At 39.0% G+C, this 24,737-nt stretch carries 22 protein-coding genes and 1 tRNA gene; 11 read left to right on the top strand and 12 right to left on the bottom strand.

Features of this window, described 5'->3' with window-relative positions:
* The first annotated feature begins 7 nt into the window (after window positions 1-7).
* Entirely contained in the window at window positions 8-460 is a 453-nt protein-coding gene (locus J2S25_RS12325; protein WP_307192045.1) for a YndM family protein, read from the top strand.
* Window positions 461-553: 93 nt separating this feature from the next.
* Here the strand turns inward: J2S25_RS12325 and J2S25_RS12320 are convergent.
* From J2S25_RS12320 to J2S25_RS12310, 3 genes are all read right to left on the bottom strand, one after another.
* A tRNA-Arg gene (locus J2S25_RS12320) sits at window positions 554-627 on the bottom strand.
* Between the two features lie 123 nt (window positions 628-750).
* Complete coding sequence (locus J2S25_RS12315; protein WP_044394035.1) at window positions 751-1,563, bottom strand: YitT family protein; 813 nt, start codon at window positions 1,561-1,563, stop codon at window positions 751-753.
* A 157-nt stretch (window positions 1,564-1,720) separates the two neighbouring features.
* On the bottom strand, window positions 1,721-2,614 hold the full coding sequence (locus J2S25_RS12310) for a YitT family protein (protein ID WP_044394037.1): 894 nt from the start codon (window positions 2,612-2,614) through the stop codon (window positions 1,721-1,723).
* 233 nt (window positions 2,615-2,847) lie between these two features.
* Here J2S25_RS12310 and J2S25_RS12305 point away from each other — a divergent pair, with 233 nt between their 5' ends.
* Window positions 2,848-3,957, top strand: coding sequence for a cation:proton antiporter (locus J2S25_RS12305; RefSeq protein ID WP_044394040.1), 1,110 nt, complete (start codon window positions 2,848-2,850; stop codon window positions 3,955-3,957).
* 68 nt (window positions 3,958-4,025) lie between these two features.
* Here the strand turns inward: J2S25_RS12305 and J2S25_RS12300 are convergent, their stop codons facing one another.
* A complete protein-coding gene (locus J2S25_RS12300; protein WP_044394042.1) occupies window positions 4,026-4,223 on the bottom strand; it encodes a YwbE family protein in 198 nt (65 codons plus the stop codon).
* A gap of 277 nt (window positions 4,224-4,500) precedes the next feature.
* Here J2S25_RS12300 and J2S25_RS12295 point away from each other — a divergent pair, with 277 nt between their 5' ends.
* Window positions 4,501-5,247, top strand: coding sequence for a Cof-type HAD-IIB family hydrolase (locus tag J2S25_RS12295; protein WP_128721537.1), 747 nt, complete (start codon window positions 4,501-4,503; stop codon window positions 5,245-5,247).
* 41 nt (window positions 5,248-5,288) lie between these two features.
* Here J2S25_RS12295 and J2S25_RS12290 read toward each other — a convergent pair whose 3' ends face one another.
* On the bottom strand, window positions 5,289-6,962 hold the full coding sequence (locus tag J2S25_RS12290) for a glycosyl hydrolase family 28-related protein (RefSeq protein WP_307192044.1): 1,674 nt from the start codon (window positions 6,960-6,962) through the stop codon (window positions 5,289-5,291).
* Window positions 6,963-7,090: 128 nt separating this feature from the next.
* Between J2S25_RS12290 and J2S25_RS12285 the strand changes: the two genes are divergently transcribed.
* Window positions 7,091-8,128: an FUSC family protein gene (locus tag J2S25_RS12285; protein ID WP_307192043.1), complete on the top strand. Its 1,038-nt coding sequence runs from the start codon at window positions 7,091-7,093 to the stop codon at window positions 8,126-8,128.
* 144 nt (window positions 8,129-8,272) lie between these two features.
* Window positions 8,273-11,035: a phosphoenolpyruvate carboxylase gene (ppc, locus tag J2S25_RS12280; protein ID WP_044394045.1), complete on the top strand. Its 2,763-nt coding sequence runs from the start codon at window positions 8,273-8,275 to the stop codon at window positions 11,033-11,035.
* A gap of 123 nt (window positions 11,036-11,158) precedes the next feature.
* Here the strand turns inward: ppc and J2S25_RS12275 are convergent, their stop codons facing one another.
* The gene (locus J2S25_RS12275) at window positions 11,159-11,389 is read right to left on the bottom strand and encodes a hypothetical protein (protein ID WP_307192042.1); all 231 of its coding nucleotides are present in this window, start codon (window positions 11,387-11,389) and stop codon (window positions 11,159-11,161) included.
* Between the two features lie 557 nt (window positions 11,390-11,946).
* On the bottom strand, window positions 11,947-13,899 hold the full coding sequence (locus tag J2S25_RS12270; protein WP_044392453.1) for a sigma-54-dependent Fis family transcriptional regulator: 1,953 nt from the start codon (window positions 13,897-13,899) through the stop codon (window positions 11,947-11,949).
* A 457-nt stretch (window positions 13,900-14,356) separates the two neighbouring features.
* On the opposite strand from J2S25_RS12270, the gene J2S25_RS12265 reads away from it, so the two are divergent.
* The 4 genes from J2S25_RS12265 (at window position 14,357) to J2S25_RS12250 (ending at window position 20,052) form a co-directional block, all read left to right on the top strand.
* Window positions 14,357-16,489: a hydantoinase/oxoprolinase family protein gene (locus J2S25_RS12265; RefSeq protein ID WP_084221757.1), complete on the top strand. Its 2,133-nt coding sequence runs from the start codon at window positions 14,357-14,359 to the stop codon at window positions 16,487-16,489.
* Window positions 16,490-16,531: 42 nt separating this feature from the next.
* Window positions 16,532-18,811: a hydantoinase B/oxoprolinase family protein gene (locus tag J2S25_RS12260; RefSeq protein ID WP_241768447.1), complete on the top strand. Its 2,280-nt coding sequence runs from the start codon at window positions 16,532-16,534 to the stop codon at window positions 18,809-18,811.
* 25 nt (window positions 18,812-18,836) lie between these two features.
* The gene (locus J2S25_RS12255; protein WP_128721508.1) at window positions 18,837-19,337 is read left to right on the top strand and encodes an acetone carboxylase subunit gamma; all 501 of its coding nucleotides are present in this window, start codon (window positions 18,837-18,839) and stop codon (window positions 19,335-19,337) included.
* Between the two features lie 109 nt (window positions 19,338-19,446).
* Entirely contained in the window at window positions 19,447-20,052 is a 606-nt protein-coding gene (locus J2S25_RS12250; RefSeq protein WP_044392451.1) for a CBO0543 family protein, read from the top strand.
* An 88-nt stretch (window positions 20,053-20,140) separates the two neighbouring features.
* Here J2S25_RS12250 and J2S25_RS12245 read toward each other — a convergent pair whose 3' ends face one another.
* Complete coding sequence (locus J2S25_RS12245; protein WP_044392450.1) at window positions 20,141-21,097, bottom strand: SLAC1 anion channel family protein; 957 nt, start codon at window positions 21,095-21,097, stop codon at window positions 20,141-20,143.
* Window positions 21,098-21,266: 169 nt separating this feature from the next.
* Here J2S25_RS12245 and J2S25_RS12240 point away from each other — a divergent pair, with 169 nt between their 5' ends.
* Window positions 21,267-21,734: a Fur family transcriptional regulator gene (locus J2S25_RS12240; protein WP_044392448.1), complete on the top strand. Its 468-nt coding sequence runs from the start codon at window positions 21,267-21,269 to the stop codon at window positions 21,732-21,734.
* A 94-nt stretch (window positions 21,735-21,828) separates the two neighbouring features.
* Here the strand turns inward: J2S25_RS12240 and J2S25_RS12235 are convergent, their stop codons facing one another.
* From J2S25_RS12235 to J2S25_RS12225, 3 genes are all read right to left on the bottom strand, one after another.
* Window positions 21,829-22,215: a DUF134 domain-containing protein gene (locus tag J2S25_RS12235; RefSeq protein WP_044392446.1), complete on the bottom strand. Its 387-nt coding sequence runs from the start codon at window positions 22,213-22,215 to the stop codon at window positions 21,829-21,831.
* Between the two features lie 128 nt (window positions 22,216-22,343).
* Window positions 22,344-22,655 carry a NifB/NifX family molybdenum-iron cluster-binding protein gene (locus J2S25_RS12230; protein WP_044392445.1) on the bottom strand — a complete coding sequence of 104 codons (312 nt, stop codon included), beginning with the start codon at window positions 22,653-22,655 and terminating at the stop codon, window positions 22,344-22,346.
* Between the two features lie 227 nt (window positions 22,656-22,882).
* Window positions 22,883-23,215, bottom strand: coding sequence for a cyclic-phosphate processing receiver domain-containing protein (locus tag J2S25_RS12225; protein WP_044392444.1), 333 nt, complete (start codon window positions 23,213-23,215; stop codon window positions 22,883-22,885).
* A gap of 220 nt (window positions 23,216-23,435) precedes the next feature.
* Here J2S25_RS12225 and J2S25_RS12220 point away from each other — a divergent pair, with 220 nt between their 5' ends.
* Window positions 23,436-23,918 carry a PaaI family thioesterase gene (locus tag J2S25_RS12220; protein ID WP_044392443.1) on the top strand — a complete coding sequence of 161 codons (483 nt, stop codon included), beginning with the start codon at window positions 23,436-23,438 and terminating at the stop codon, window positions 23,916-23,918.
* 45 nt (window positions 23,919-23,963) lie between these two features.
* Here the strand turns inward: J2S25_RS12220 and J2S25_RS12215 are convergent, their stop codons facing one another.
* Window positions 23,964-24,473 carry a hypothetical protein gene (locus tag J2S25_RS12215; RefSeq protein WP_044392441.1) on the bottom strand — a complete coding sequence of 170 codons (510 nt, stop codon included), beginning with the start codon at window positions 24,471-24,473 and terminating at the stop codon, window positions 23,964-23,966.
* Between the last annotated feature and the right edge of the window lie 264 nt (window positions 24,474-24,737).

The following is a 24,737-nucleotide window of genomic DNA, read 5'->3' as shown; positions in this document are numbered from 1 at the left end:
GATTGCCTTGAAACATGTAAAAGCGATTGGGATAAAATTCATCGTCAGCCTTGTATTGCTGTATGTTATCTTTGGTGCAATGTATAATATGTCATTTAATAATGTATTTTTGATGTCTCTGGTGCTTAGTATTGGTTCATACGTATTAGGAGATTTACTTGTTTTGCCTAAAGCAAATAATACGATCGCAACTGCAGTAGATTTTGGCCTAGCCTTTATGTTTTTTTGGATAGTAGGAGAAAGCTTAACCTATGGAGAAAGCTTAGTGTTTCCGTCGTTGATTGCTGCGGCCGGACTTGCCGTTACTGAATACTTTTTCCACAAATATGTATCGAGAAATGTTTTAGAAGAAGGAGAGCAAGATTACTCTGCAGATTATCGATACCAAACAGAGGCGTCAGAAGAGCTAACGCCAGTCAAACCAGATGTTAGAAGTGACGAAAATACGGATGATAATTAAAGCATACTTAAATAAGAAAAGCGCAAGCGCCTTGGTCATCCAACAAGCGTTGCCCGTTAAAAAAAGCCTTGATTTATTATCAAGGTTTTTAAGCGTCCCAGAAGAGATTCGAACTCCCGACCTACAGTTTAGGAAACTGTTGCTCTATCCTACTGAGCTACTGGGACATAATGAAATGGATCGTCATCTACCTATATCATTTCAGCGACTTAATTATTATATGACAATTTAAGAAAAAATTCAAGATCATTTTCAAAAACACCATCAAGAAGCATGTTTCTTGATGGTGTTTAATGCTGTTTTCGATGAAAAAGCCCCATTACTTCCAGTGTTTCTGTAATATTCACAAACGCCTCTGGGTCTATTTCCTCTATCAGTGATTTGACTTCTGTTAATTCATATCTCGAAATGACGGTAATGATCACATTGCTGTTCTCATTAGAGTATCCCCCAACAGAATGAATAACGGTCACACCGCGATAGACGTTTTTAAGTAGATGTTGCTTCACTTCTTCCCCTTTTCTAGTAATGATCATCAAAGTAAGCTTCACATGGTGTGTATGCACTTTATCAATCACTTTCCCGAGTACAAAAATGGAGACAAGGGTGTTTAAGGCTGCATCCCAACTGAATAAAAAGCCAGATAGCAAAATGACAATTGAATTCATCGCAAACAACAGTGTTCCCATAGGGAAGTCTTTCCGTCTGGCAAGAAGCATGCCGATAATATCAAATCCGCCTGATGATCCGGATGAACGAAAAATAATGCCAATTCCCAATCCTACAATTGCTCCTCCAAAGATCGAAGAAAGAATCGGATCTTCCGCTAATTGGAAAACTGGAATTATATAAAGGGTGACAGAAATGGTGAGGACGGAAAGGATCGTATAAAAGCTGAATTTTCTTCCTAATTTGAGATAACCAATAATTAGCAAGGGAAAGTTCAATAGGAAATTATAAATCCCAGCGTTGATGGAAGTAAGCATCGAGAAAATGATCGAAAGTCCACTAATCCCACTGCTCATAATTCCATGTGGAATCAGAAATAGGTTGAATGCGAAAGAAACGATGATGGAGCCAAAAATAATTCCAGCTGTCTTCAAGAAGGGCACCTCCAAATAATCTTGTGTGAGGATATTATATAGGGGAAAAGAAAGAAACGAGTTTTAATAGTTTATTTTAATTATTTTGATTTTGTTTTTTGCAGGAACCCGAAAAGCCCAGATGGGTTTCTGGGCTTTTCGGGTTCCTGAGTAATCTCTAATGGATATTTCGCTTCTTGAATCTTCCTCCGCGTACTTCCGCAATATTCCCTACTGCAAGGAAGGCAGTGTCATCAAGTTCTTCGACAATTGATTTTAACTTTGCCTCTTCCAGACGAGTAATGATACAGAAAATTACTTTCTTGTCATCTCCAGTGTATGCTCCTTCACCGTTTAAATAGGTTACGCCGCGGCCAAGCCGGGCAAGAATGGCTTCCCCTATTTCCTTATGGTAGTCACTGATGATCCATGCTGCTTTTGATTCATCCAGACCAGCTATCACAATATCAATAGTTTTAAAGGCGATGAAGTAAGCGAGAATCGAGTACATCGCACGATCCCAGCCAAACACAAATCCTGCGGTTCCAAAAATGAAGATATTAAAAAACATGATAACTTCACCGACTGAAAATGGCAGTCTTCGTATCGCTAGAATAGCCAGAATTTCAGTGCCATCCAGAGATCCGCCGTAACGGATGACTATGCCAACACCAGCGCCGAGAACGATTCCACCAAAAACGGTTGCAAGCAGCAAATCTTCAGTGAATACAGGCAATTCATGAAGAAAGGTGGTGCTTAATGACAATACAGTGATTCCTAACAGGGTTGATAATGAGAATGTTTTTCCGATTTGTTTATAGCCAATAAAAAAGAAAGGGATATTCAATACAAAAATAAATAGTCCGAGGCGCCAGCCTGTTATATGAGAGAGGATGATGGATATGCCAACAATTCCACCATCAAGAATCCTATTAGGTACGAGAAATTCCTCGATTCCTACCCCCATCAAGACAGATCCAAAAATAATAAAAAAGATTCTTTTTGCTAGTTTGGATTTCGTAATACTCTTGTGCTGCTGCCGGGCAAGAGTAATTTCTTGACTGCTGTTCATATGTTCCCCCTTAGTTATTCATTCGTTAGAATTTATAGTTAATTTTAGCATAAAGGATTGGAATGTCTTGTCTGTAAGCTTAGTTCCACTTACTTTATCATTTTTCAATCAGTGAATAGTTCAAATTCCATGTGTGGAAGCGGATCGGAATGGGTAAATAAGAAAGAATTTTAAAATAGAAAAGGTGATGTCTTATAGTAAATCTGATTTTAATCATTGGTTTATTTTTATTAATGCTTTTCTTTATTAGTATGGTAGGCATCAAATTGATCAAAATTCCAGATATATTATTATATATTTTACTTGGGCTGGCATTATCATTTGTTATTAAAGAATCCAAGGTAATTGAAGTGGCAGGGGAGATAGGATTAATCTTATTGTTTTTTATTCTTGGGATGAAATTCCCAGTGAATCGATTGGTTTCAAACAGTTCCAGGGTTTGGAAGGGCGGTTTGCTCGATGTAATCCTCGGAGTATTTGTAACGGCTCTGATCAGCTCCCTATTTGGTTTAGATTGGATCTCATCCTTGATTGTCGGAGGGTTTGTCTATGCTACTAGCTCTTCGATTACCGCAAAACTGCTCGAGGATGAAAACAGAAGTGAGAATAAGGAATCTGAGTTCATGCATTTGATCCTCGTTTTTGAGGATTTGATTGCTCCCATTCTTGTAACAGTGCTTATCGGACTCTCCGGTAACGGGATGACCATTACTGATTTTTTACTGATTCTATTGAAAATAAGCATTCTCGCTGGGATTGCTGTATTTTTTGCAAAGATTGTTTTTAAAAAGGCAGAATCAATTCTACAAGAAATTAACCAAGAAGATATTTTCATTGTTTTGATTACTGGGATTGCCCTCACCTACGCTGGAGTGGCGACCATGCTGGGACTATCAGAGGTAATTGGTGCATTTCTAGCAGGTGTGATGCTTTCTGAGTTTACGAAAAAAGACAAGATTGAAAAAGCAGCACTGCCTGTTAGAAATATATTTCTCCCATTCTTTTTCCTTAACTTTGGTCTTCATATAACCTTAACGAGCGATATTCCCCATTTAGGGTTGCTTGTCGTTCTCATATTATGGTCATTGATCCATAAATTAATAGTTGGCTTCATTGGAGGTCAATGGTATGGGTTGTCCAAAAGAGATTCACTTAATGCAGGACTATCACTAACTCAGCGAGGGGAGTTTTCAGTCATCATCGCTGCTCTGGCGTCAGGCGATCTAAAGGTTTTCTCCAATACCTACATTCTAGTGATTGCTGTTATCGGTACCATCTCATTTCAGTTCGCCCCGCGAATGAAGAATTTAATTGTAGACAAAGTAAAAGAAAAAACAGGGTAATTGTCGCAATAAATGGCGTAAAAATCAGCACCGCTTGTCGAGGCTGAACAGGGTGCCCTGAGTTTTTCTTAAAGTATTTCTTTTACTCGTCCAACTTGACCGTCCTCTAGTCGAACCTTGATTCCGTGTGGATGTGTGCTTGAATTGGTCAATATTGCTTTTACGACTCCCTGAGTGAGTTTTCCTGTTTTCTGGTCTGCCTTAAGGACAATATTTACTTTTATACCAGGCTTAATATCCATTCGATGTCTTCCATCTTTCGTCATCAGATTTTCAGCTCTCTTTCTTTTTTTGTAGTTTTATCCTACCATTTTTTGCGTTGTATTAACATAAAGTGTGTTTGTTCTATTTGAAAGTAGGGATAGACTTCTATTATAATCATATTATGTTTCGCGTATTGGATTGGAAGTGGAATTGCTTGCCGCTCGAGGCCTATATGACAATCAGCGGTGAAAGGTGGAGTCTATTTTTCTGGAATTATTATTTGAACGAAGGAAATTAGAAGAATCAAAAACGAAAATGACTGTTTGACAGGAGGATATTTTGAATAAAAAAGGATCGAATATCAAATTAATTGCACTTGATATGGATGGAACTTTGCTCAATGAAAACCATCAGGTTACAAATGAAAATAGACAGGCGATCAAGCAAGCTGAACAAAAAGGAATAAATGTGGTACTTAGTACCGGGCGTAGCCTCAGGACAGCGCGAGACTATGTTCTTTCCCTAGAGCTTTCTTCCTATCTTGTGACAGTCAATGGTGGAGAAATATGGGGACCGAATGGAGAGCTTGTTGAAGTGAATCCCGTCGATACGGAACAAATCAAATGGATGTATGAGCTGTCCAAGAAGCACAACGCTGGATTTTGGGTCACGAGCAGAGAGGAAGTTTGGAGAAATAACCTGCCTGAGGACCTGTTCTCCCAAAGATGGCTTAAGTTTGGTTTTGAGATAGAAGAGGACGAAATCAGGGGAAGGGTGTTAACCGAGCTAAAAGCTAAGGATTTATTTGAAATAAGCAATTCGAGTCCCAAAAACATTGAGGTAAACGCATTAGGGATCAATAAGGCCAAAGGCTTACAGAAGGTATGCGAATTATTGGGAATTACCATGGAAAACGTGATGGCAATTGGTGACAGCCTGAATGACATTGCGATGATTACAGAGGCTGGGCTAGGCATCGCAATGGGGAATGCTCAGGCTGTTGTCAAGGAAGCTGCGGATGATGTTACAGGCACGAATCAAGATAGTGGTGTCGCTCAGGCAATTCATAAATGGGTGCTTGATTGACTGGAGGAAGCAATGCGGCTTCCCCTCTTTGGTTCCAATTTTCAAACTGTGTTTTCTTCATCGGACAGTCTTAAGATAGTTTCCTTGAAGCCTATTGATTGAATCTCTTTAATAACCGACTGATTTTCAGCTATTTGTACAACTGTTTTGGCATTAATAGCCTCTGCAAAGACTTTCTCAACTAATGATTGAGTTACGCCCTTCCCAATCTCAATGGTTTTTGGTGCAGAATGTTTCGAGACAACTTTGGTAATTTTCACATTGTCAGCATGATTACTGCCTCCAAAAACTTTGATGTCCGACCCGGCATTTGAAAATCCGCTTACCTTTATGTTATTTAACCTTACATTTCGGGCACGGTACTGAATTGCTATGACAGGCTCCCCGTTGTAGTCATAGGATGGATCACCGATTGCCGTAAAATGATGGACCGCAACGTTTTTATATGCGGATACAACCATAGCTCTTGGGGCTGAATGGCCATATAATTCACTGTATACCGAATGGAAAGAGATGATATTGGCTGCTGTTAAGTTAATCGCCGTTTTCGATTCGGGATCATTGTCCTTGTGATGTCCGATATGACGAAAATTATAGGAGCGATTATCGTTCACAGATAAATGTCCTATGATGAAGATATTCATAGGGGCCGAAGAGGTAGCGTGGGCCTTAACTTCCACTCCGCCAAAACACCTGGCAGTAGAGTTGTTCAATAGCCATACATTTCTTGAACCATCATCAATTTCAATCCCGTTAGAATTAGAAAAACCTTTTTTATGTGCTTTTCCACTTGGGTCACTCATATGGCAATTTGAAATGAAGATATTATCGCTATGATGAGTCGTAATCCCATCATCTCCAAAACCGTAACCTGTCAGATTGTCTAGCCAAATGAATTCACTTCCGTTGCGAGCTCGGAATCCATCACCATAGTAATTGTACAGAGGAGAGGAAATGTCAAAGCAATGAAGTCCAGGATTGCTTGCTTCCACCTCTTTTACCCAACCGTACTTTACATTGGCAAACAACAAGCAGCTGGAGTGATTTCCCCAAGTACTTGTTTTTTCTACAAATCCGAGCCGTTCAACATTCCAGTCGAGTGTCATTCCGCCTACATAAATATTACGATTTCCTGTTCGGTGATGTTTATTCGATATGAGTCTCATGCCCTTTGGTGCAGAATCATGAAGCTTGATAACTGTTTTTCCTTTTCCGGCACCGACAAGGATAGTATAGGAAGGCAATTTTATTTCTTTCACGATAAATATACCTTCTGGAACGAATACTTTTACATGACCATGACCAAGTGCTAATTTGAAAGTTTCCGTATGATCTGTTTTGCCATCTCCGACCGCTCCGAGGTCCCCAATATGAACAGTACGATTAATTTTTTCAAGAAGATGTTCATACTCTTTGTTCAATTTCGTTAACCAATTTGGAGCAGCATTGCCATTTACGTCAACAACAGTGTGATATGGAACAGCATCATCGAAGGCTGATTTAGTCTGGAAAAATCTCTTTACATTCACCGGAAAATCAGGAAAAAAAGAGGGACGTTTTTTAATAGGAAATAACTGTTTGTCATTATTGCTGGCTGCTATCAATAACCGATTTGTTTCATTGACCAACTCATCCATTGATAAATTTTTCTCGGAAAAGCGTGAAATCATATCTGCATTATTCCTGGGATTATGATTTCTGTCTAAGTTCACCATCCTAATTCCACCTTTTTAAAAAGCTGTTAGAGTATTATTCCCGATTCAGGGGAGAATAACCTTTTTGTATAGCGTTTTAATCCTTGTTGTTAAGGTAATGAGTTATAGAAAGAAAGTGGGTTTTCATCATGATTACTCTAGGACCAAGGGTGCTCAAAACAGGAATCGCTGTAACCTTGGCTTTATACCTATCCAAATGGTTTGGATTAGAGCCACCTGTTTTTGCTGCAATTGCAGCTTCCTTCACAATCCAGCCGTCTATTTATCGCTCTTGGAAACAAGTGTCAGAACAGTTTCAGGCTAATTTGTTCGGTGCAATCATCGCTGTGGCCTCTATTTACTTGTTCGGCAACAACCCTGTTGTTATCGGTCTTATCACCATGATTATCATTGTCCTTAGTTTGAAGCTTAAAATGGAAAGTTCCATTTCCTTAACTATAATTACGGTATTGATTATGATGAGTTCACAGGAATTACAAGGGATCTTGGCTGCTGCTCACAAGTTTTTGATTGTTCTTGTAGGAATGGGATCGGCATTTCTCGTGAATCTTATCGTATACCCACCTAATTTCAGTAAAATTTTCATGGAAAAAATGGATAGCAGCTTTAAAACTTTATCTTTGCTGGTTAGAACAGTGATATCCAATGAACTCACCGAAAAAACTTTTCAAAAACAGTGGATTCAATTACGAAAGGATATTGCTAAATTAGAAGAACTGTATAAAATTCTGGACGAGGAGAGGGAGAAAATATCAAAAGTCAAACCCCTTGATATAAGGCAACTAGTCGTTTTTAAACAAATGCTTGCTTGCCTTCATCATGGTTTGAGACTTCTAGATATTGTGGAGGACCATTTCTTTCAAAGCCGCCCACACAAGGTGGAGACCCGCGAGTTCGATGATCATTTAGAAGAACTGATCCAGTACCATGAATTAATTTTGCTGAAATATAGTGGGAAAATCAAGGAATTTGATGTGGACCCTATCGTCCAGGAAAGTGGATCTTTCCTTGAATCGGTGATAGAGGATAGAACAATGGAGCGAAATGATAGACTTCGTCTAACGATTATAGGTTCAGCAATGTATGATTATTCCTTTCAACTCAAAAGGCTTGATGAATTGATCGATCAGTACCAAAAAAGAATAAAAGAGGCGAATGGAGGGTAGTAGCAATAGGAAAACCAACTTAACGAAAAGGAATCTCTTTTGTAATCTACTGATTGTGTTTTTATGCTTATTATTTCACAAAGTTGGTACTTTTATGCTATATTAATAGTTAAAATATTCTCATAAGTTAGAGGGGAGACAAAAATGACATCAGGAATTGAAGTAAACGATAGCAGTTTGCCATTGCGCCGGGATGTAAAGATGCTCGGAAACATCCTTGGAGACATCCTTGTCTATCATGGCGGAATGGAATTATTTGAAAAAGTAGAGAAGATCAGGGTAATGTGCAAAACGCTCAGGAATGAAAATGACCCTGAAACATACACTGATTTAAAAACGGAGATCGCTGAATTGTCTGCCCCGATGAGGAGAAATATTATACGCGCGTTTTCCGTGTATTTTCACTTAATCAATGCAGCAGAACAGAATCATCGGATCCGCAGACGACGTGACTATCTGCTCCAGTCAGACACGAGTACGCAACCCGACTCAATTGAAGCAGCCATTCTTTCATTGAAAGATAATTTTATATCCTCTGAGCTTATGCAAAATGTCATAAATACCATATCGTTGGAATTGGTCATTACTGCCCATCCTACAGAAGCAACTAAGCGCTCCATTCTTGAAATTCAAAAAAGGATTGCAGATATTCTTAAAAGTCTTGATAATCCTCTGTTATCTAAGAAAGAGCGTCGGAAGGTAGAAGAAAGCTTATTTAATGAGGTATCTGTCCTCTGGCAGACAGATGAACTTCGAGACCGGAAGCCAACTGTCATTGATGAAGTAAGGAATGGACTGTATTTTTTTGATGAAACACTGTTCGATGTCCTGCCTGAAATCCATCAAGAGGTGGAAACCAGTTTGAAAGAGCATTATCCGGATCATGAATGGGAAGTCCCTCATTTCCTTCGTTTTGGATCATGGATTGGCGGTGACAGGGATGGAAATCCGAATGTTACACCGGAAATCACTTGGGAAACCCTACAAAGACAAAGGCGGCTTGTATTAAAAAAATATAAAGCTGTATTAGTGGATTTAATGAAGCGATTCAGCCATTCAACTACTAGAGTTGCCGTTAGTGAGGAATTACTGGAATCTGTCAAGCGAGATGAAGAAGCATACCTTGCAAATGAGCAAAAGTGGAATGTTGAAGGCGAGGTATACAGACGAAAATTCGCTGTCATGGTACAAAGGCTTAAGGAAGCAGGGGAATCAGCCATTGGCTATAAGACCTCTGAAGAATTACTTGATGACCTTCTGATCATCAAACGAAGCATTTATCAGCATCATCCAGTACATCATGAACTGAAAACATTTCAAAAATTAATTAGACAAGTACAACTATTTGGATTCCATCTTGCTACGCTAGATATTCGAAATCATAGTGGAGAACATGAAGCAGCAATCTCGGAAATATTGGAGAAAGTGGGAATCACGGAGGATTATCCCGCTTTAGCCGAAGAAGAAAAGCAGGAGCTACTTGGAAAACTTTTAGAAAATCCACGTCCACTGCTATTGCTTCACGAAGACTACTCCAAGGAGACACAGGAAATGATCGAGGTATTCCAAATGATCAAGCGGGCGCATAAAGAATTTGGCAAACGCTCCATTACTGTTTACTTGGTTAGTATGACGCAATCTGCAAGTGACTTGCTGGAGGTACTGTTACTGGCAAAAGAAGCAGGTATTTACAGACTGCATGCTGATGGAACTTTCGAATCAGACATTCATGTCGCCCCACTTCTCGAGACCATTGATGATTTAACTGCCGGTCCAAAAATTATGGACACATTATTCAAATTGCCATTATACCGGAATCACTTAAAGAAAATGGGCAATCAGCAGGAAATCATGCTGGGATACTCAGATGGAAGCAAGGACGGCGGAACATTGACGGCCAACTGGAAGCTGTACAAAGCCCAGTTGGAGATTAATGATATAGCAAAAAGGCATCAAATCACTCTAAAGTTTTTCCACGGGCGAGGTGGATCACTCGGAAGGGGAGGCGGAACTTTACACAGAAGCCTTCTTTCTCAGCCAGTCGAGACACTTGGCCACGGCGTGAAAATTACGGAACAAGGGGAGGTTCTCTCTTCTCGTTACCTTTTGAAAGACATCGCATTTAGAAGTCTAGAACAGGCTACTTCAACGATGATGAAGGCTGCAGCTAATGTGTTGAAAGAATCGGAACAAGGACATCTTCGTGATCAAAAATGGGTAGAAGCGATTGAACAGATTTCTGCGGTGTCGCTGCAAAAATATCAGTCCCTGGTATTTGAGGACCCCGATTTTCTTGAATATTTTAACCAGGCCACCCCGCTTAAAGAGCTTGCAGAGCTGAACATTGGCTCAAGACCAATGAGCCGTAAAAATAGCAGCAATTTTGAAAATTTGCGTGCCATTCCGTGGGTTTTCGCCTGGACGCAGAGCAGACAGCTATTACCAGCATGGTATGCTGCTGGAACTGGTTTGCAGAGTTTTGCGCAAGAGAGTCCTGAAAACCTGGAACTATTGCAGGAAATGTATGCTGAATGGCCTTTTTTCCGCAGTACGATTGATAATTTACAGATGGCCTTGATGAAGGCAGATATCACAACGGCCAAAGAATATACTTCTCTCGTTGAAAATAAAGCGATTGCCGATCGTATTTTCAGCAATATTATGGAGGAATACGACCGGACAAAGAACATTCTTCTCCAAATTTCAGAAGATGAAGAACTGCTAGACCATACGCCGAATATCAAAGATTCTGTCCATAGGAGAAATCCATATGTCGATCCTCTAAACTTTATTCAAGTGGAATTAATTAAAGAACTTCGCAAGGATGAAATTCCAGACGATGAATTAATGACCCAGGTTTTATTAACAATCAGTGGTGTAGCAGCTGGTTTAAGGAATACAGGATGACAGAAAGACCCGCCACTTGGCGGGTCTTTTCTTTAATATCAAAATTTATATTTATATGTTTACCCTTTTTTGTGAAGCCCCAACACAAACCATTTTTTTGCTTTAGAAGAAGCTGCCCAGGTCCTATTTATCCCAATGACAGCCCTTTTCACTAACCTTATACAACTGTGTCCATTTAGGTTCTACATTGATACCTTCCATAATTATTTTTAAAGTCGTATGTGGTTCGACAAGGAACAAGAAGTATACAAGTTTGGACAAAGAGGTTGCCTCCACTGCCTTTCGACGGCTGTAAAGGCAAGTAGTTCCATCCAATTTGCTGGCAGTCTGATAAATTCCCAGCATTTTCTTCATGGAAAATTTCTTTTGAACCCAATAAGCTGTATTGGTACCTAAAAAAACCAGAAAAAGGGAAAACAGGTCACCAATGAGCCGTATTGGCGCACTGAAAAACCAGAAAAAGGGAAAACGGGTCACCAATGAGCCGTATTGGCGCACTGAAAAACCAGAAAAAGGGAAAACAGGTCGCCAATGAGCCGTATTGGCGCACTGAAAAACCAGAAAAAGGGAAAACAGGTCGCCAATGAGCCGTATTTGCGCACAAAAAACCAGAAAAAGGGAAAAGAAGTCACCAATGAGCCGTATTGGCGCACTCAAAAACCAGAATAAGGGAAAAGAGGTCACCAATTGAGCTGTATTGGTGCTAAAAATTCATCTGAAATGGCATATACCAATGAGCGCTTTAAAAAATGCCTTTTCACATAAATACACCTAACATACGATCTCCGTTCTGATTAAGTTCCGTCTCAAGCAGGAGAAGGAAACGGCGAGTAGAAAGGTGGTTACCACTAGGAAGTTGCTACAATCATAAAGGGCTTGCGCTTTTCTTGTAGAACCAAAGAGTAGGATCATTATTTTTCCTTTAAATTATACTTTTTTAGTTTTCTATATAAAGTAGATCTTGCCATATTCAATGCTTTTGAAACGGCGGAAATATTCCAATCGGTTTGCGTTAACAGTTTTCTTAATTGTTCCTTTTCTGCTATTTCCATGGCAGAAAAACCAGACTGCTCTGGCTCAACAAGGGCATGTTGCTGTTGTAAATCTGCTAGATAATCCGGAAGATGATCTCTTTCAATTTCAGTTGAGTTGCTGAAGATTACAGCATGTTCCAAAGTATTTCTTAATTCCCTTATATTTCCAGGCCACGTATAGGTAAAAAAGAAATCTTTTGTTCCTTCTGATAGGGAAATGCGGAAAGGTTTATTGTATTTTTTTGCAAATAGATTTAAATAGTAATCACTTATGGGAAGGATATCTTCTTTCCTGTCCCGTAAGGAAGGAACAGTTAAGGAAATAACGTTAAGTCTGAAAAACAAGTCTTTTCTAAATTGCCCTTCCTCAATTAAGGTCTCCAGATTTTTGTTGGTTGCCGCAATTACTTTTACATCAATCTTAGTGATTTTGGAAGAACCTAATCTGGTAACCTCTTTTTCTTGAAGAACCCTTAGTAAGTGTACCTGCAAGTCTATGGGCATTTCTCCAATTTCATCTAAAAAAATCGTACCACCATTTGCTTCCTCAAATTTCCCTCTTTTTCCTTCTTTTTTTCCTCCAGTAAAGGTACCGCTTTCATAACCGAACAGCTCACTGCCGATGAGTTCCTTTTGGATTGCACCGCAATTAATGGCAATAAAGGGTTTATCCCTTCTAGTACTCTCTTCGTGAATGTATTTAGCGATAAGTTCTTTCCCCGTACCTGTTTCACCAGTTACTAATACAGGTGTGTCCACATTTGCAATCCGCTGGCATTTGGTCAAAATCGTTTTCATTTCCACGGACTGACCAATTAACTGTGGATTTTTTTTATTTGGAGTTCGCACGCTTGCCGACGCACCCGTTTTGTTTTTAAAAATAGCAATATACCCAATCTGTTTTTTATTGATGAGGATAGGGTTCACTTCTTTAAAGGAGTACCCTTCCACTATATTCATGCTTTTTGGGGATTGGAGAAGCTTCTTAATTTTCAGATGGTTATCAAATGTCATTTCCTTGTTCAAGTTCAAGGCAGTAAGTAACGCTTGTTCCCCATTAACAAGAACATATTCGTCACTTATGACGAAAATAGAATGATCCTTCCATTTTAAAGTATATTCACCATAGTATTCTTCCAGTTGATTGTATTTCTTTCGTAACATCAGCAAAAACTGTTGTTCAATCATCTGTGCAAGGGAGACAGCTAAGCCTAATGTGTGGGGTTGTGTGCTTGGCCAAAATCCAGTAAAGTCAATTGCGCCAATGACATTTTTGGAATAAGGATGAATAATCGGTGAGGATGAACACGTCATAGGATGGAAGCCTTCACAGAAGTGCTCGGCTGAAAAAACTTGAATCGGCTTTCTGGATACAATGCTTGTACCGATTGCATTGGTTCCTGCCGCACTCTCACTCCAATCCATTCCAGGCGAAAAATTCATTTTTTCTGTTTTCCTAATAATATGTGGTTCGCCTTTTAAATAAATGATTTTCCCATTTTCGTCATTCAAGGTAAGTACGTAACCGGTACCTATTAATTTATCATAAATATGATCGATAACCGGTTTGGCAGCACGATAGAGATCGGACTCTGAAAGGATATTTGCAAGTTCAACTGAGGTAAATGCAGTTTTGGCTTGTTTTTGTTCTGGATTAAGACCAACAGATTGACAGCGATTCCATGAATCTAGTATGTCACTCCGAACCAAAGTTAGCAGATTTTCACTTTTTGAAGAATAGGACATAAAGTTTTCCCATTTATGTTTTATGGATTTTGCTTTACTGTATAAATCCTGTGTAGAAGTAATCGAAAGAAAAGGATTTTTCAACTTTTTTAGCCTCCTCCATATGTATTCGGAACACTTTTTCCAAGACTCAGATCACTAAGAGGTTGGGATGCAGGATTTTGAGCAGCAAAACAATTTTGAAAATATTCCATCTATTCAAAATACTATCCTAATCTTTCCAAGATATCAATAGTTTGAACATTGTTTTAGAAAAAACATATGTAGCGCTACAACTGTTGCGAATCGCTACAATATCTCGTCAAGTAAATAGATTGGCACAAGGATCTACTAGTTTCATTTAAAGAAATTGTATGACAAGAAAAAAAGCCCGGAAATGAGGAGAAGACTGGTTCTCGCAAATGATATTTTGAGAAAAAAATATATATTTAGAATTTTGGCACGATAGTTGCAATATAAAGAATAACAGCAATAAAGGCGAATCATTTGTCCAGAAGCTGTTGGTAATAAGAATTAATTCAGTTGAAAGGAGAGAGTGTATTTGGCCAAATCTCAAATTCTTGCCATTGATGCTGGCGGAACAATGACAGACACGTTTATTATTGATGAAAATGGGGATTTTGTTGTAGGCAAGGCACAAACAACACCGCTAGATGAACATATTGGATTATTAAACTCTGCTAGAGATGCTTTGAGCCAATGGGATACGAAGATTGAAGAGGAATTTCCAAAGCTTTTAGCAGGTGTTTATTCAGGAACTGCAATGCTTAACCGACTCGTTTCACGGGTAGGGCGTCGTGTTGGATTAGTAGTAAATAAAGGAATGGAGGATAATCATCGAATGGGCCGCGGGCTTCAATCCTTCCTTGGCTATTCTTATTCTGACCGGATTCATATTAATACCCATCACTTCGATTCACCGCTTGTTCCAAGAAAATGGACAGTGGGCATAACAGAAAGAGTGGACCTTTTTGGAAGCGTTGTCATTCCTCTCTATGATCATGAAATTGAACCAGCCATTCAAAAATTGATTGATGAGGACGTAGAAGCGATTGTTATTAGCTTTCTTCACTCCTATAAGTATCCGGCGCATGAAAGAAAAGTTCGCGATATCGCCGAACAGATCATAAAAAAAGCGAATAAGGACATTAAAGTGTTTGCAACAGTAGATTATTATCCAGTCAGAAAAGAATCGCACCGTACAAATACGACAATTGTTGAGGCATATGCTGCGGAACCTTCACGCCAAACATTAGCAAATATTGATTCAGCCTTAAGAGAGGCAGGAACTGAATTTGACTTGCGGATAATGGCCAGTCATGGCGGAACAATTAGCATAAAAGCAAATGAATTGGCAAGAACCTGTGTTTCTGGGCCAATTGGCGGAATGGTTGGGGCCAAATATTTAGCGGAAAAACTCGGATTGAAAAATGTTGCTTGTTCCGACATAGGAGGAACTAGTTTTGATATCGGGTTGATAACTCAGGGAGAATTGGCGATTAACACTAGCCCAGATATGGCTCGCCTTGTGCTGTCATTGCCGCTTGTCTCTATGGATACTACAGGTGCAGGCACAGGCAGCTTCGTCCGGATTGATCCAAACTATGGAAATATTTCATTGGGACCTGACAGTGCAGGTTCGCGAGTGGGTGTTTGTTACCCAGGTGGGGGCCTTGATACTGTAACCGTTTCGGACTGTCATGTTGTGCTTGGTTTGATTAATCCGAATAATTTTATTGGCGGGATCATTAAACTTTCAAAAGAAAAAGCGTATGAAGCGGTTAAGAAGCAAGTAGCCGAACCGCTTGGCTTAAGCGTAGAGGATGCCGCGTTTGGAGTAATCCAACTATTAGAATCACAGCTTCGCAATTATCTGGAATCCATGATTCTAGGAAAAGGATATTCTCCTTCCCAATATGTCTGCTTCTCTTACGGCGGTGGAGGTCCGTTGCACACAGCAGGCTATACAAAGGGTCTTGGCTTTGAAGATGTACTTATTCCTGCATGGGCTGCCGGGTTCTCTGCATTTGGCTGTGGTGCTGCAGATTTCGAATATCGTTATGATAAAACATTAGACATTAATGTCGCTGAAAAAGCAGAATATTCAGATATTTTGATGGCAGGAAGGGAACTACAGACAGCATGGGATGAATTGAAGAAAAAGGTGGCAGAGGAATTTAAGAAAAATGATTATTCACCAGAAGATGTGGATTTCCGGCTGCTTTACCGCATGCAATATCAAGGTCAATTAAATGATTTGGAAATTGAGGCACCGATTTCGGCATTTCATTCCGTTGATGAGTGGGAAAGCCTTATTAAAACATTTGAAGAGAGCTATGCAAGGGTTTATGCAAAAGCTGCTCTATCACCGGAGCTTGGCTACTCGATTACAGGTGCGATTGTACGCGGAGTGGTTGATGTAGCGAAACCACAAATTCCGCAGGAGCCTTTATATGGGGAAGTACCACCTGCAGATGCTTTCCTAGGTGAACGAGAGATTTATTGGAATGGTGAGTTTCTTCAAGCGAATATTTATGAAATGGAAAAATTATTACCTGGAAATCGTATTCAGGCATTTTCCATTCTTGAATCAACAGCCACCACCTTGGTCGTTCCGCTTGGGTTTGAAGCTTATCTAGATGAAAATCGTATCTTCCATTTAAAGGAATTGTAGTAATATGTTTATTTTTAAAAAAATCTTAAGGGGGTACCAAATTTGACGAAATTAGTGACTGACGTTCAACAAAAGAAAAAGCCAATTGGCTGGGATGGAAAATCGCTAAAACAAATGCGAAAGGAAATGGATGAAATTAGTAAAGAAACTGGCTATTATGCCGGTTTAAGGTCGCTTCCCTTTAAGGAAACCGATCCCATTCGCTTCGAAAAAATCTATTCCAAACTTCGCGGTGGGGTTGTGCATGCAAGGGAGACGGCCAAAAAAGTAGCCGCTTCACCAATCGTTGAGCAGGAAGGGGAACTTTGCTTTAGTTTGTACTCTCCAGAGGCAGATTCCATTGTTACATCTACTGGGATTATCATCCATGTTGGAACGATGGGAGCTGCGATTAAATTTATGATCGAAAACGAATATGAGGATAACCCAGGAATAAATGACAGGGATATCTTCTGTAATAACGATAACCATGTAGGAAATGTCCATACATGTGATGTTCATACGCTTATTCCAATTTTTTGGGAAGGAGAAGTCATTGGCTGGGCTGGAGGTGTTACTCACGTAATTGACACAGGTGCATCTGCGCCAGGAAGTATGCCAATGGGTCCAGTTCAAAGATATGATGATGGATACCAAGTAACCTGTCGAAAAATCGGTCAAAACGATATCCTTTCCAAAGACTGGCTGCTTGAAAGTACGAGATCGGTACGTGCGGTCAAGTATTGGACACTCGATGAAAAAACTCGTATTGCGGGCTGCCACATGATCCGTGATCTTGTATTAGATGTCATCAAGGAAGAGGGTGTCGACGCTTATAAACAATTTATGCGTGAAATTATTGAGGATGGACGTCGAGGATTTGTGAATCAGGTAAAAACTATGTTGATTCCAGGAAAATATCGGCAAGCATCGTTTGTGGATGTGCCATTCAAAGATTTGGATCTTCCTTCCTTTGCTAAGCTTAACACGATCATTCATACTCCTTCAGAAATTACTGTTCATAAAGATGCAATGCTAGAAATTGATTTCGAAGGAGCAAACCGCTGGGGATGGCATCCATTTAATGCCACACCAGTATCGATTACAAGTGGGATCTGGGTCATGCTTTCACAAACGCTTGTCCCAAATGATCGTATCAATGACGGTGCTTATTATGCTAGTAAATTTGGCATTCCCTATGGATCGTGGTTTAACCCTGACGATATTCGTTCTGCCCATTCGAACACATGGCATGCGCTTGTGGCGGCATGGTCTCCACTTTGGCGCGGCTTAAGTCGTTCCTATTTTGGACGCGGTTATTTAGAAGAAGTAAATGCTGGAAATGCACATACTTCCAACTGGCTAATGGGCGGTGGATATGACCAATATGGACAATTATCTGCGATGAATAGTTTTGAAACTTCCGCTTGCGGTGTTGGTGCTAGTGCTGTTCAGGATGGAATCAACCATTCTGCCGCGCTATGGAATCCAGAGGGTGATATGGGAGACATGGAAATTTGGGAACTGCTTGAACCGCTTATCTTCTTAGGAAGACAAGTTTTACCAGGATCGGGTGGTGCCGGAAAATATCGCGGAGGAAATGGTTGGCAGTCACTCCGTTTAGGATGGGGGGCACAAGAATGGACAATGTTCCTCGCTGGTGCTGGGGTTATAGCAACAGACTGCGGTTTAATGGGCGGTTATCCGGCAGCTGCAGGTTATCGATTCCAGGCAAACAAGACAAACATCAAAGAACGGATTGCAAAAAGGCTGCCAATTCCATTAGGAGGAGATGTCGATCCAGATTACCCAACCTTTGAGGGAAATATGGAAGCTGAAGTGATCCATCGGGACAGACAGGCGGTGTCTACACAAGAAGAGTTTGTTGACTACGATGTGATTATGAACTATCTTCGCGGGGGCCCAGGATTTGGAGATCCGTTAGAAAGAAATCCAAAACTAGTTGAAAGCGATTTAAATGAAAAATATATCCTTCTTCGCTATGCAGAACAAGTTTATGGCTGTGTTTTTACCGAAGAAAAAGGCATATATACTGTTGATTTAAAAGCAACAGAAGAAAAACGGAAAGAAATTGGCAAAAGACGGATAGACCGCAGTGTGCCAACGAAAGAATGGATGGAAGGCGAAAGAACAAAAATTTTGAATAAAGATGCTGCCATTCAAGTGAGACATATGTATGCCCAAAGCTTTGCCTTAAGCGAAAAATTCACGGATGAATTCAAAAGCTTCTGGAACATTCCGGAAGAATGGATGATTTATGAGGAAGAGTTAGGGGTGCCAACACTAGGAGCACATATTAACCGCTTCAAACAAAAGAAATAACCATTCAAACAAAGAGGTGATAAGCGTGGCAAAATACGATAAAAAACGAATGAATGAGTTAATTGATGGGACATTAGAGTTCTATCAACTGAAGGAAATGATGTCCAGCCATAAAGATCCAGAACGGTTTGAAATTTATCGGGAAGTTTTACAGGAGCGTGTGAGCTGGGATGATCCAATTCTGCTTCCATATGGATTGCATCTATATATTGTGCAAAAATCAGATGGAGATCGGATCGTAAAATGCGACTGTGGACATGAATTCTGTAATTATAAAGAAAATTGGAAGCTGCATGCTAGAATCTTTGTTCGGGACACAGAGGAGAAAATGAATGAAATTTATCCTAAATTAATGTCTCCGGATCCCGAGTGGCAGGTAATCCGTGAATATTATTGTCCCAATTGCGCCGTCCAGCTAGAAGTGGAAGCAGTGCCACCATGGTATCCAATTATCCTGGATTTTGAACCTGATATTGACACATTCTATAAGGAATGGATAAAGAGACCAATGCCAACAAAAGCATAAAATGATGATAAGCGGCGATCCTTTTGGGTCGTCGTTTTTTAGAAAAAATAATCCTTACATACAAAGCGATGTGAAATCACACTCTATCTATTAAGAAGGATGTGATCAGATGTTTTCTGCCATTTTTTATGCACAAAAAGGTCCATTTCATGCTTTGGTTCCTGTTTTAGGCTCGATCTCAGTCAAGGAAGTATTGGCAGCCGAAGCAAACTATCATAAGTTATTAAGAGCATATTGGTACGAGAATAATTTTTTGACATTCAACTGGTGGTTCCTAGTTGCCCTTTCCATTATCCCTGCGATTATTTGGTGGATCATGATAGAGAAAACGAAGCTGATTGAAAATACAGCATTTGGACTTTTTTATGGCGTTACAGCCATCCTCCTAGATTCAATCGGCAGTAATGCGATGGTATGGACATACCAAGTCAGACTTTCACCATATTTAAATCCTCAAATATACCCTTATGATGTGGGAGTTGTCATTATCCCTTTCATGCTTGTATATCAAAAATTCGGCTGCTCATTTAAGAAGTTTCTCATCGCATCAGGACTGTTATCTGTCTTCCTAGCATTTATCGCAGAGCCTTTTATGGTTTTTATTGGAATATATAAAGAATTTACATGGAAGCATATCTATTCCTTCCCGATTTACTGGTCATTAGGATTGATGTGCTGGGCAATCATCAAAAAATTCAAATCTTATGCCAAATAACCACGTCAGCTTCAGGTTATTTGGCATATTGTGAATGTTAGAAGACTAAACGCCAACTTATAGAGAATTTTCCCCTTATCTAAAAAAACTACTCCTTAACACATAAGCTACGCATAACAGATAGCTGAAGAGTTTTCCATGTTAAATAAAAGATTAACAGCACTAATCCAATTGTCTGTACGTTAAAAATCCATTTATAGTAAATATGTCCTGTTTCATTATACATAAGTATCGTAGCTATAGTCACAGCAGCTGTCGGAAATAAAAACGCCCACCAGGATAGAAAAAACGGTAATTTCAAAAATTGTTTAAATTGAAAAATCAATAGCAGTCCAATAAAAAAGGCGATACCGTATAGAATGTATGCAAATGCATCTACTTGCCCTCCTAGCTTTATATAAGACAATAAACCTATTGAAGGAGGCGCCAATAAAATAAAGAAAGTGGGTAATAATTTCGTTGATATGGACGGATGAAAGAAAACTCGATAAATAAAAATAGTGAAATAAATAATACTAAACAGTACACCGATACTATAATACATCCACAAAATATCAGAGCTTACATGATTAACCCCGATAATTGGAACAACCATATTCCCGACAATTGGGATAAACCAGGATGGATTAAAATGATCAAGTTGAAACGATGTTTGATTCATTAACTTTGTTAAAACAACTAAGGTATAACTAAGCTGCAGAACAGCCCCTATTCCCCAAAGAGCAAAAGATAGACTCTCACTAATATCGTAATAAGGGATCGCTAAAAGTAATAGACTAATCGTTATAGCAGCGAAAAAATTGATTTTAACAGGATGATTAAAATCATTATTTACTTCTTCAGGGTAGCGTGCTAAACGATAAAGTAAAATGCTAATATTCAACAAAAATAAAAAAGAAGCAATTACTAGAAAAATAAAAGATAGAGTATGGCTTCTTGCATATACCACTTCGATTTGTTTAATCACAATCGTAAAACCTGAAAAGCCCATTACACTAGCAAATAAGGATATCGGAAAATATTGAATCCCGCGTTCATGTTCCATTGTATTGTTCCCCCAAATACTGTAAGTCATAGGTCACCTTGTTATTAACCTTTATTATTGACATATGCTATTAACCATTATATTCTTTAAGTGACATATGTCAATAATAAATCCTTGTGATATTTTTTATCTGGCTAAAGAAAGAAAAGAATGAAAAAAGGTGAAGATAATGGAAGTGGAAGTGGAGAACAAGATCTTTAAAATCGAGGAATGGATTAAAGCAAGTGGTTACAAGTGCACAGCCCCAAGGGATACGCTTATTCGACTATTTGTAGAAACGAAAAGGCATCTCCGACCAGAAGAAATATATATGCTGACGAAAGCCCAAGGTGTTAGCCTTCCTACAGTATATAGAAATATTGATTTATTAAAGAGGATTGGTGTCATTAAAGAAATTGTTATACAAAAAGAACGGTATTATGAACTCAATATGTTTAGTCGTAAAAAGCTTCATATTCATTTTAGTTGTAATCAATGTGGGCAAATTAAAGAATATTTAGATAGTAAAATTTTCAGGGATATGATTGAACAGAGAGATTATATTGAAGAGGTCTTTCATGATGATATTGAAGACGTTACGATTGTGATGAACGGAATATGTGATTTATGTAAGGAGCGGAATCATAGCGATAATTAAATTCATTTATTGTCCCCCAGATTACTCTCAATGATAAGCTGGGGGACTTTTTATCCACAAGGATTTGAACAATATCAACGGCGCTTTTAAGTAATTATTGAACTTCTCCATTTTCCACTTTTGGAGTATCACTTTCACATCTTCGTCTCCGGCAGCATCCATCCTGAAGACAGGGCTTCTCAAAGCTATCACAAAGCTTGTAGTTCCCGCCCTCAATGTGAAGTGTTTTTCCATTGACTAATGATTCAGAGAGTTTTTTTCTTGCTGCATTGTAAATTCCTTGAACAGTAGTACGCGCAATACTCATTTGAGCAGCACATTCTTCCTGAGTAAATCCTTCTAAGTCAATGAGGCGTATCGTTTCGTATTCCTCAATTGTCATCGTTATTATACAATCTTGCTTTGATCGGGCATCCATCGGGCCAAATCTGTTACTTTTTGGCATGCGACAGACTCTCCTCCATTTTATCGGTCTTGGCATTGCTTTTATCCTCCAAGGCTTAAAATTATTTTTACGATTTAAAATCGGTTATTGTGCTACCTACTTATATTATCATAAATTGTTCTATGGAAATCGAATGATATATAGTCAGAAGTCCCACTTTATCCCTAATTTGAGGGAGAATGATTCTGTAAATATAGTTTTACATTAGATGTTGCCGGACCATCAGCACCAACGATCACTTTTATGCCTTTTTCATTAAAAATATTTATTGCACCTTCCCCGATACCTCCTGAAATAATGACATTTACCCCCAATTCATTCAAGAATTTTGGTAAAAATCCAGGTCGATGTCTAGGATTTGGGATGGAGTTACTGGTAATAATTTGATTATTCTCTGTTTCATAAATGATAAAGCTCTCACAATGACCTAAATGCTTTGTAACCATCTCTCGTTCACTTGCTACTGCAATTTTCATGTTCATTCCTCCAATTGGTATGTGGAAATTTTTGTTTTATTACGGACTTCTTTTCTTATTTATCGACCTATATCACTTACTTCTAATTATACATTATTTTAGACATATGTCATTTATGAAAAAATCAACATATTTTTGATACATACATATAATCATGTTAATCCTTAAAAGAATAAGAAAGCTGCTCCATATGGAGCAGCTTTTTGTATTCTTCTCAAAAATTATGATCAGTAATGGAGAGGCATGGGACGTAAATATATATGAATCGAGCTAGGCATCAAACTGTCATTTTGGGCTTTTTTTAAACTATTGTACATTGCTTTTCCGCCGGTATAGTTAGCGGAATGAATGGTTATTCTGTTTGCGTATAGTTGGTTGCTAATCATTAAATTCACAAGCATTAAGCCGTTCCTAATGTGGCTGGTCAGGTCATGGTCCAAGGAAAGATGGTCAATATCGTAATTTTTAAGAAGATACAGACATTCATCAATTGTCTCAGCTAAAATATATCCTGCCGGCGGTTGGCGATAGTCATCCATAAATACACTTATTTTCTCCATTTCTAGCACTCCTTTCTGAAGTGGGGTAGCTAAGAAAAACGGAAAGCATAAACGTTCTTTCTCTTTTAAGCCTAACACATCTCCAATCGTAAATGGTCTTTTTTTACTTGGGAATTTATGCTAATAACTTTAAAGTGGTTGAATTTTTTATTTTTTAAAGGAATTTCTCTTTCAAATAGAGAAAGTATAACTGACTAAAGTGTATGAAGGAGGAGCCGAATTGGAAGAGAAGGTATTCAAAGCAATCCAGGATGACTATCCTGATGATTTTGCTTGGTGTTATGGCTGCGGAAGAAAGAATGAACATGGTTATCATTTCCGAACAGGTTGGCAAGGCGAAAAAACAATCACCCTTTTTAAACCTAAAAAAGAATATACGGCATTACCAGGTTTCGTTTATGGTGGAGTAATCGGTTCGTTTGTGGATTGCCATGGTACCGGTTCGGCCGCCCTCTACCTGCATCGCAAAAACGGGAACGAACCAGGGGATGGGGTAGAAGCACCTAGATTTGTAACTGCCTCGCTTCATGTTGATTTTCTGAAGCCAACACCTAATGGGATCGAATTGAAGGCAATTGGAACCGTGTACGAAATCCATCCTAAAAAATATCGTGTGGAAACAGAAGTATATGCTGGAGAAACATTATGTGCTAAAGGGGAAGTTGTGGCAGTTGTCATGCCAGCTACCTTTTTAGAAAAATAACGCGTGGAAATAGACCCTGATGTCTCACAGGGTCTTAATATTTGTTTATTTTATGGGTTCAAGCATATTCGTCGGCAGATAACCCTCTAAGCCTGAATTCACCATTTTCACCTTTGTTCTTCTGAGATCTCTTTCGATGATTTTCGCTTCACTACCTTGCTTGATTTCTTTGACATCTTGATCTTTCATGATATTGTCCACTCCATCAGCATCATTCAATTCAATCAATTCATAAAGCTCGTCATACGAATCTTGAGAAAGTGCCAGCAAGGAATCCTTTTGGACCGTAGCCGTATCTCCAGCTTGAAGAGTGTTATCCTTCACTGCTTGTTCGCTTTCGTTGTACGTATCCTTCATGTTTTGAATGATCTCTGGAGACTTTTGCTTTACTTGATCAACGACATCCTTCGTTTTTGTCTCCGTTGTGTTCGCAGCATTTTCGGTTTCCTCTTCCATTTGATTTGCACCTTGTTTTGCCTCTTCGTTGCTACATCCAGCGACAAGCATTATTGCCAATCCAACTGGCAGCAGCCACTTATTAATTGACACGGCCATAAGCTCCATCCTCCTAATTCCACTTCTACCATTATTGAATACCACTTAGTGAATAAGTTAAAACAAATAATGGACTTAAAAGATCTACAACAACTTTGACCCTTTATCACGAAAACGGAAGAATTAGTATGCATGATTTACGGTCAGCATGGAAAAAATGGTATTTGGGAATTAGAGGATTTGAAAAGGCAAAATAAGTAGGACTATTTATTTTTTAGAAAAAGTAAGTTTCACATTTGTTCATTTGGTTAAAAATATAAGGGG

The organism is Mesobacillus stamsii (genome assembly GCF_030814065.1).
Classification (GTDB): Bacteria; Bacillota; Bacilli; order Bacillales; family Cytobacillaceae; genus Mesobacillus; species Mesobacillus stamsii.
The sequence above is the reverse complement of the archived record's forward strand: the minus strand, read 5'-3'. Positions and strand labels throughout refer to the sequence as shown.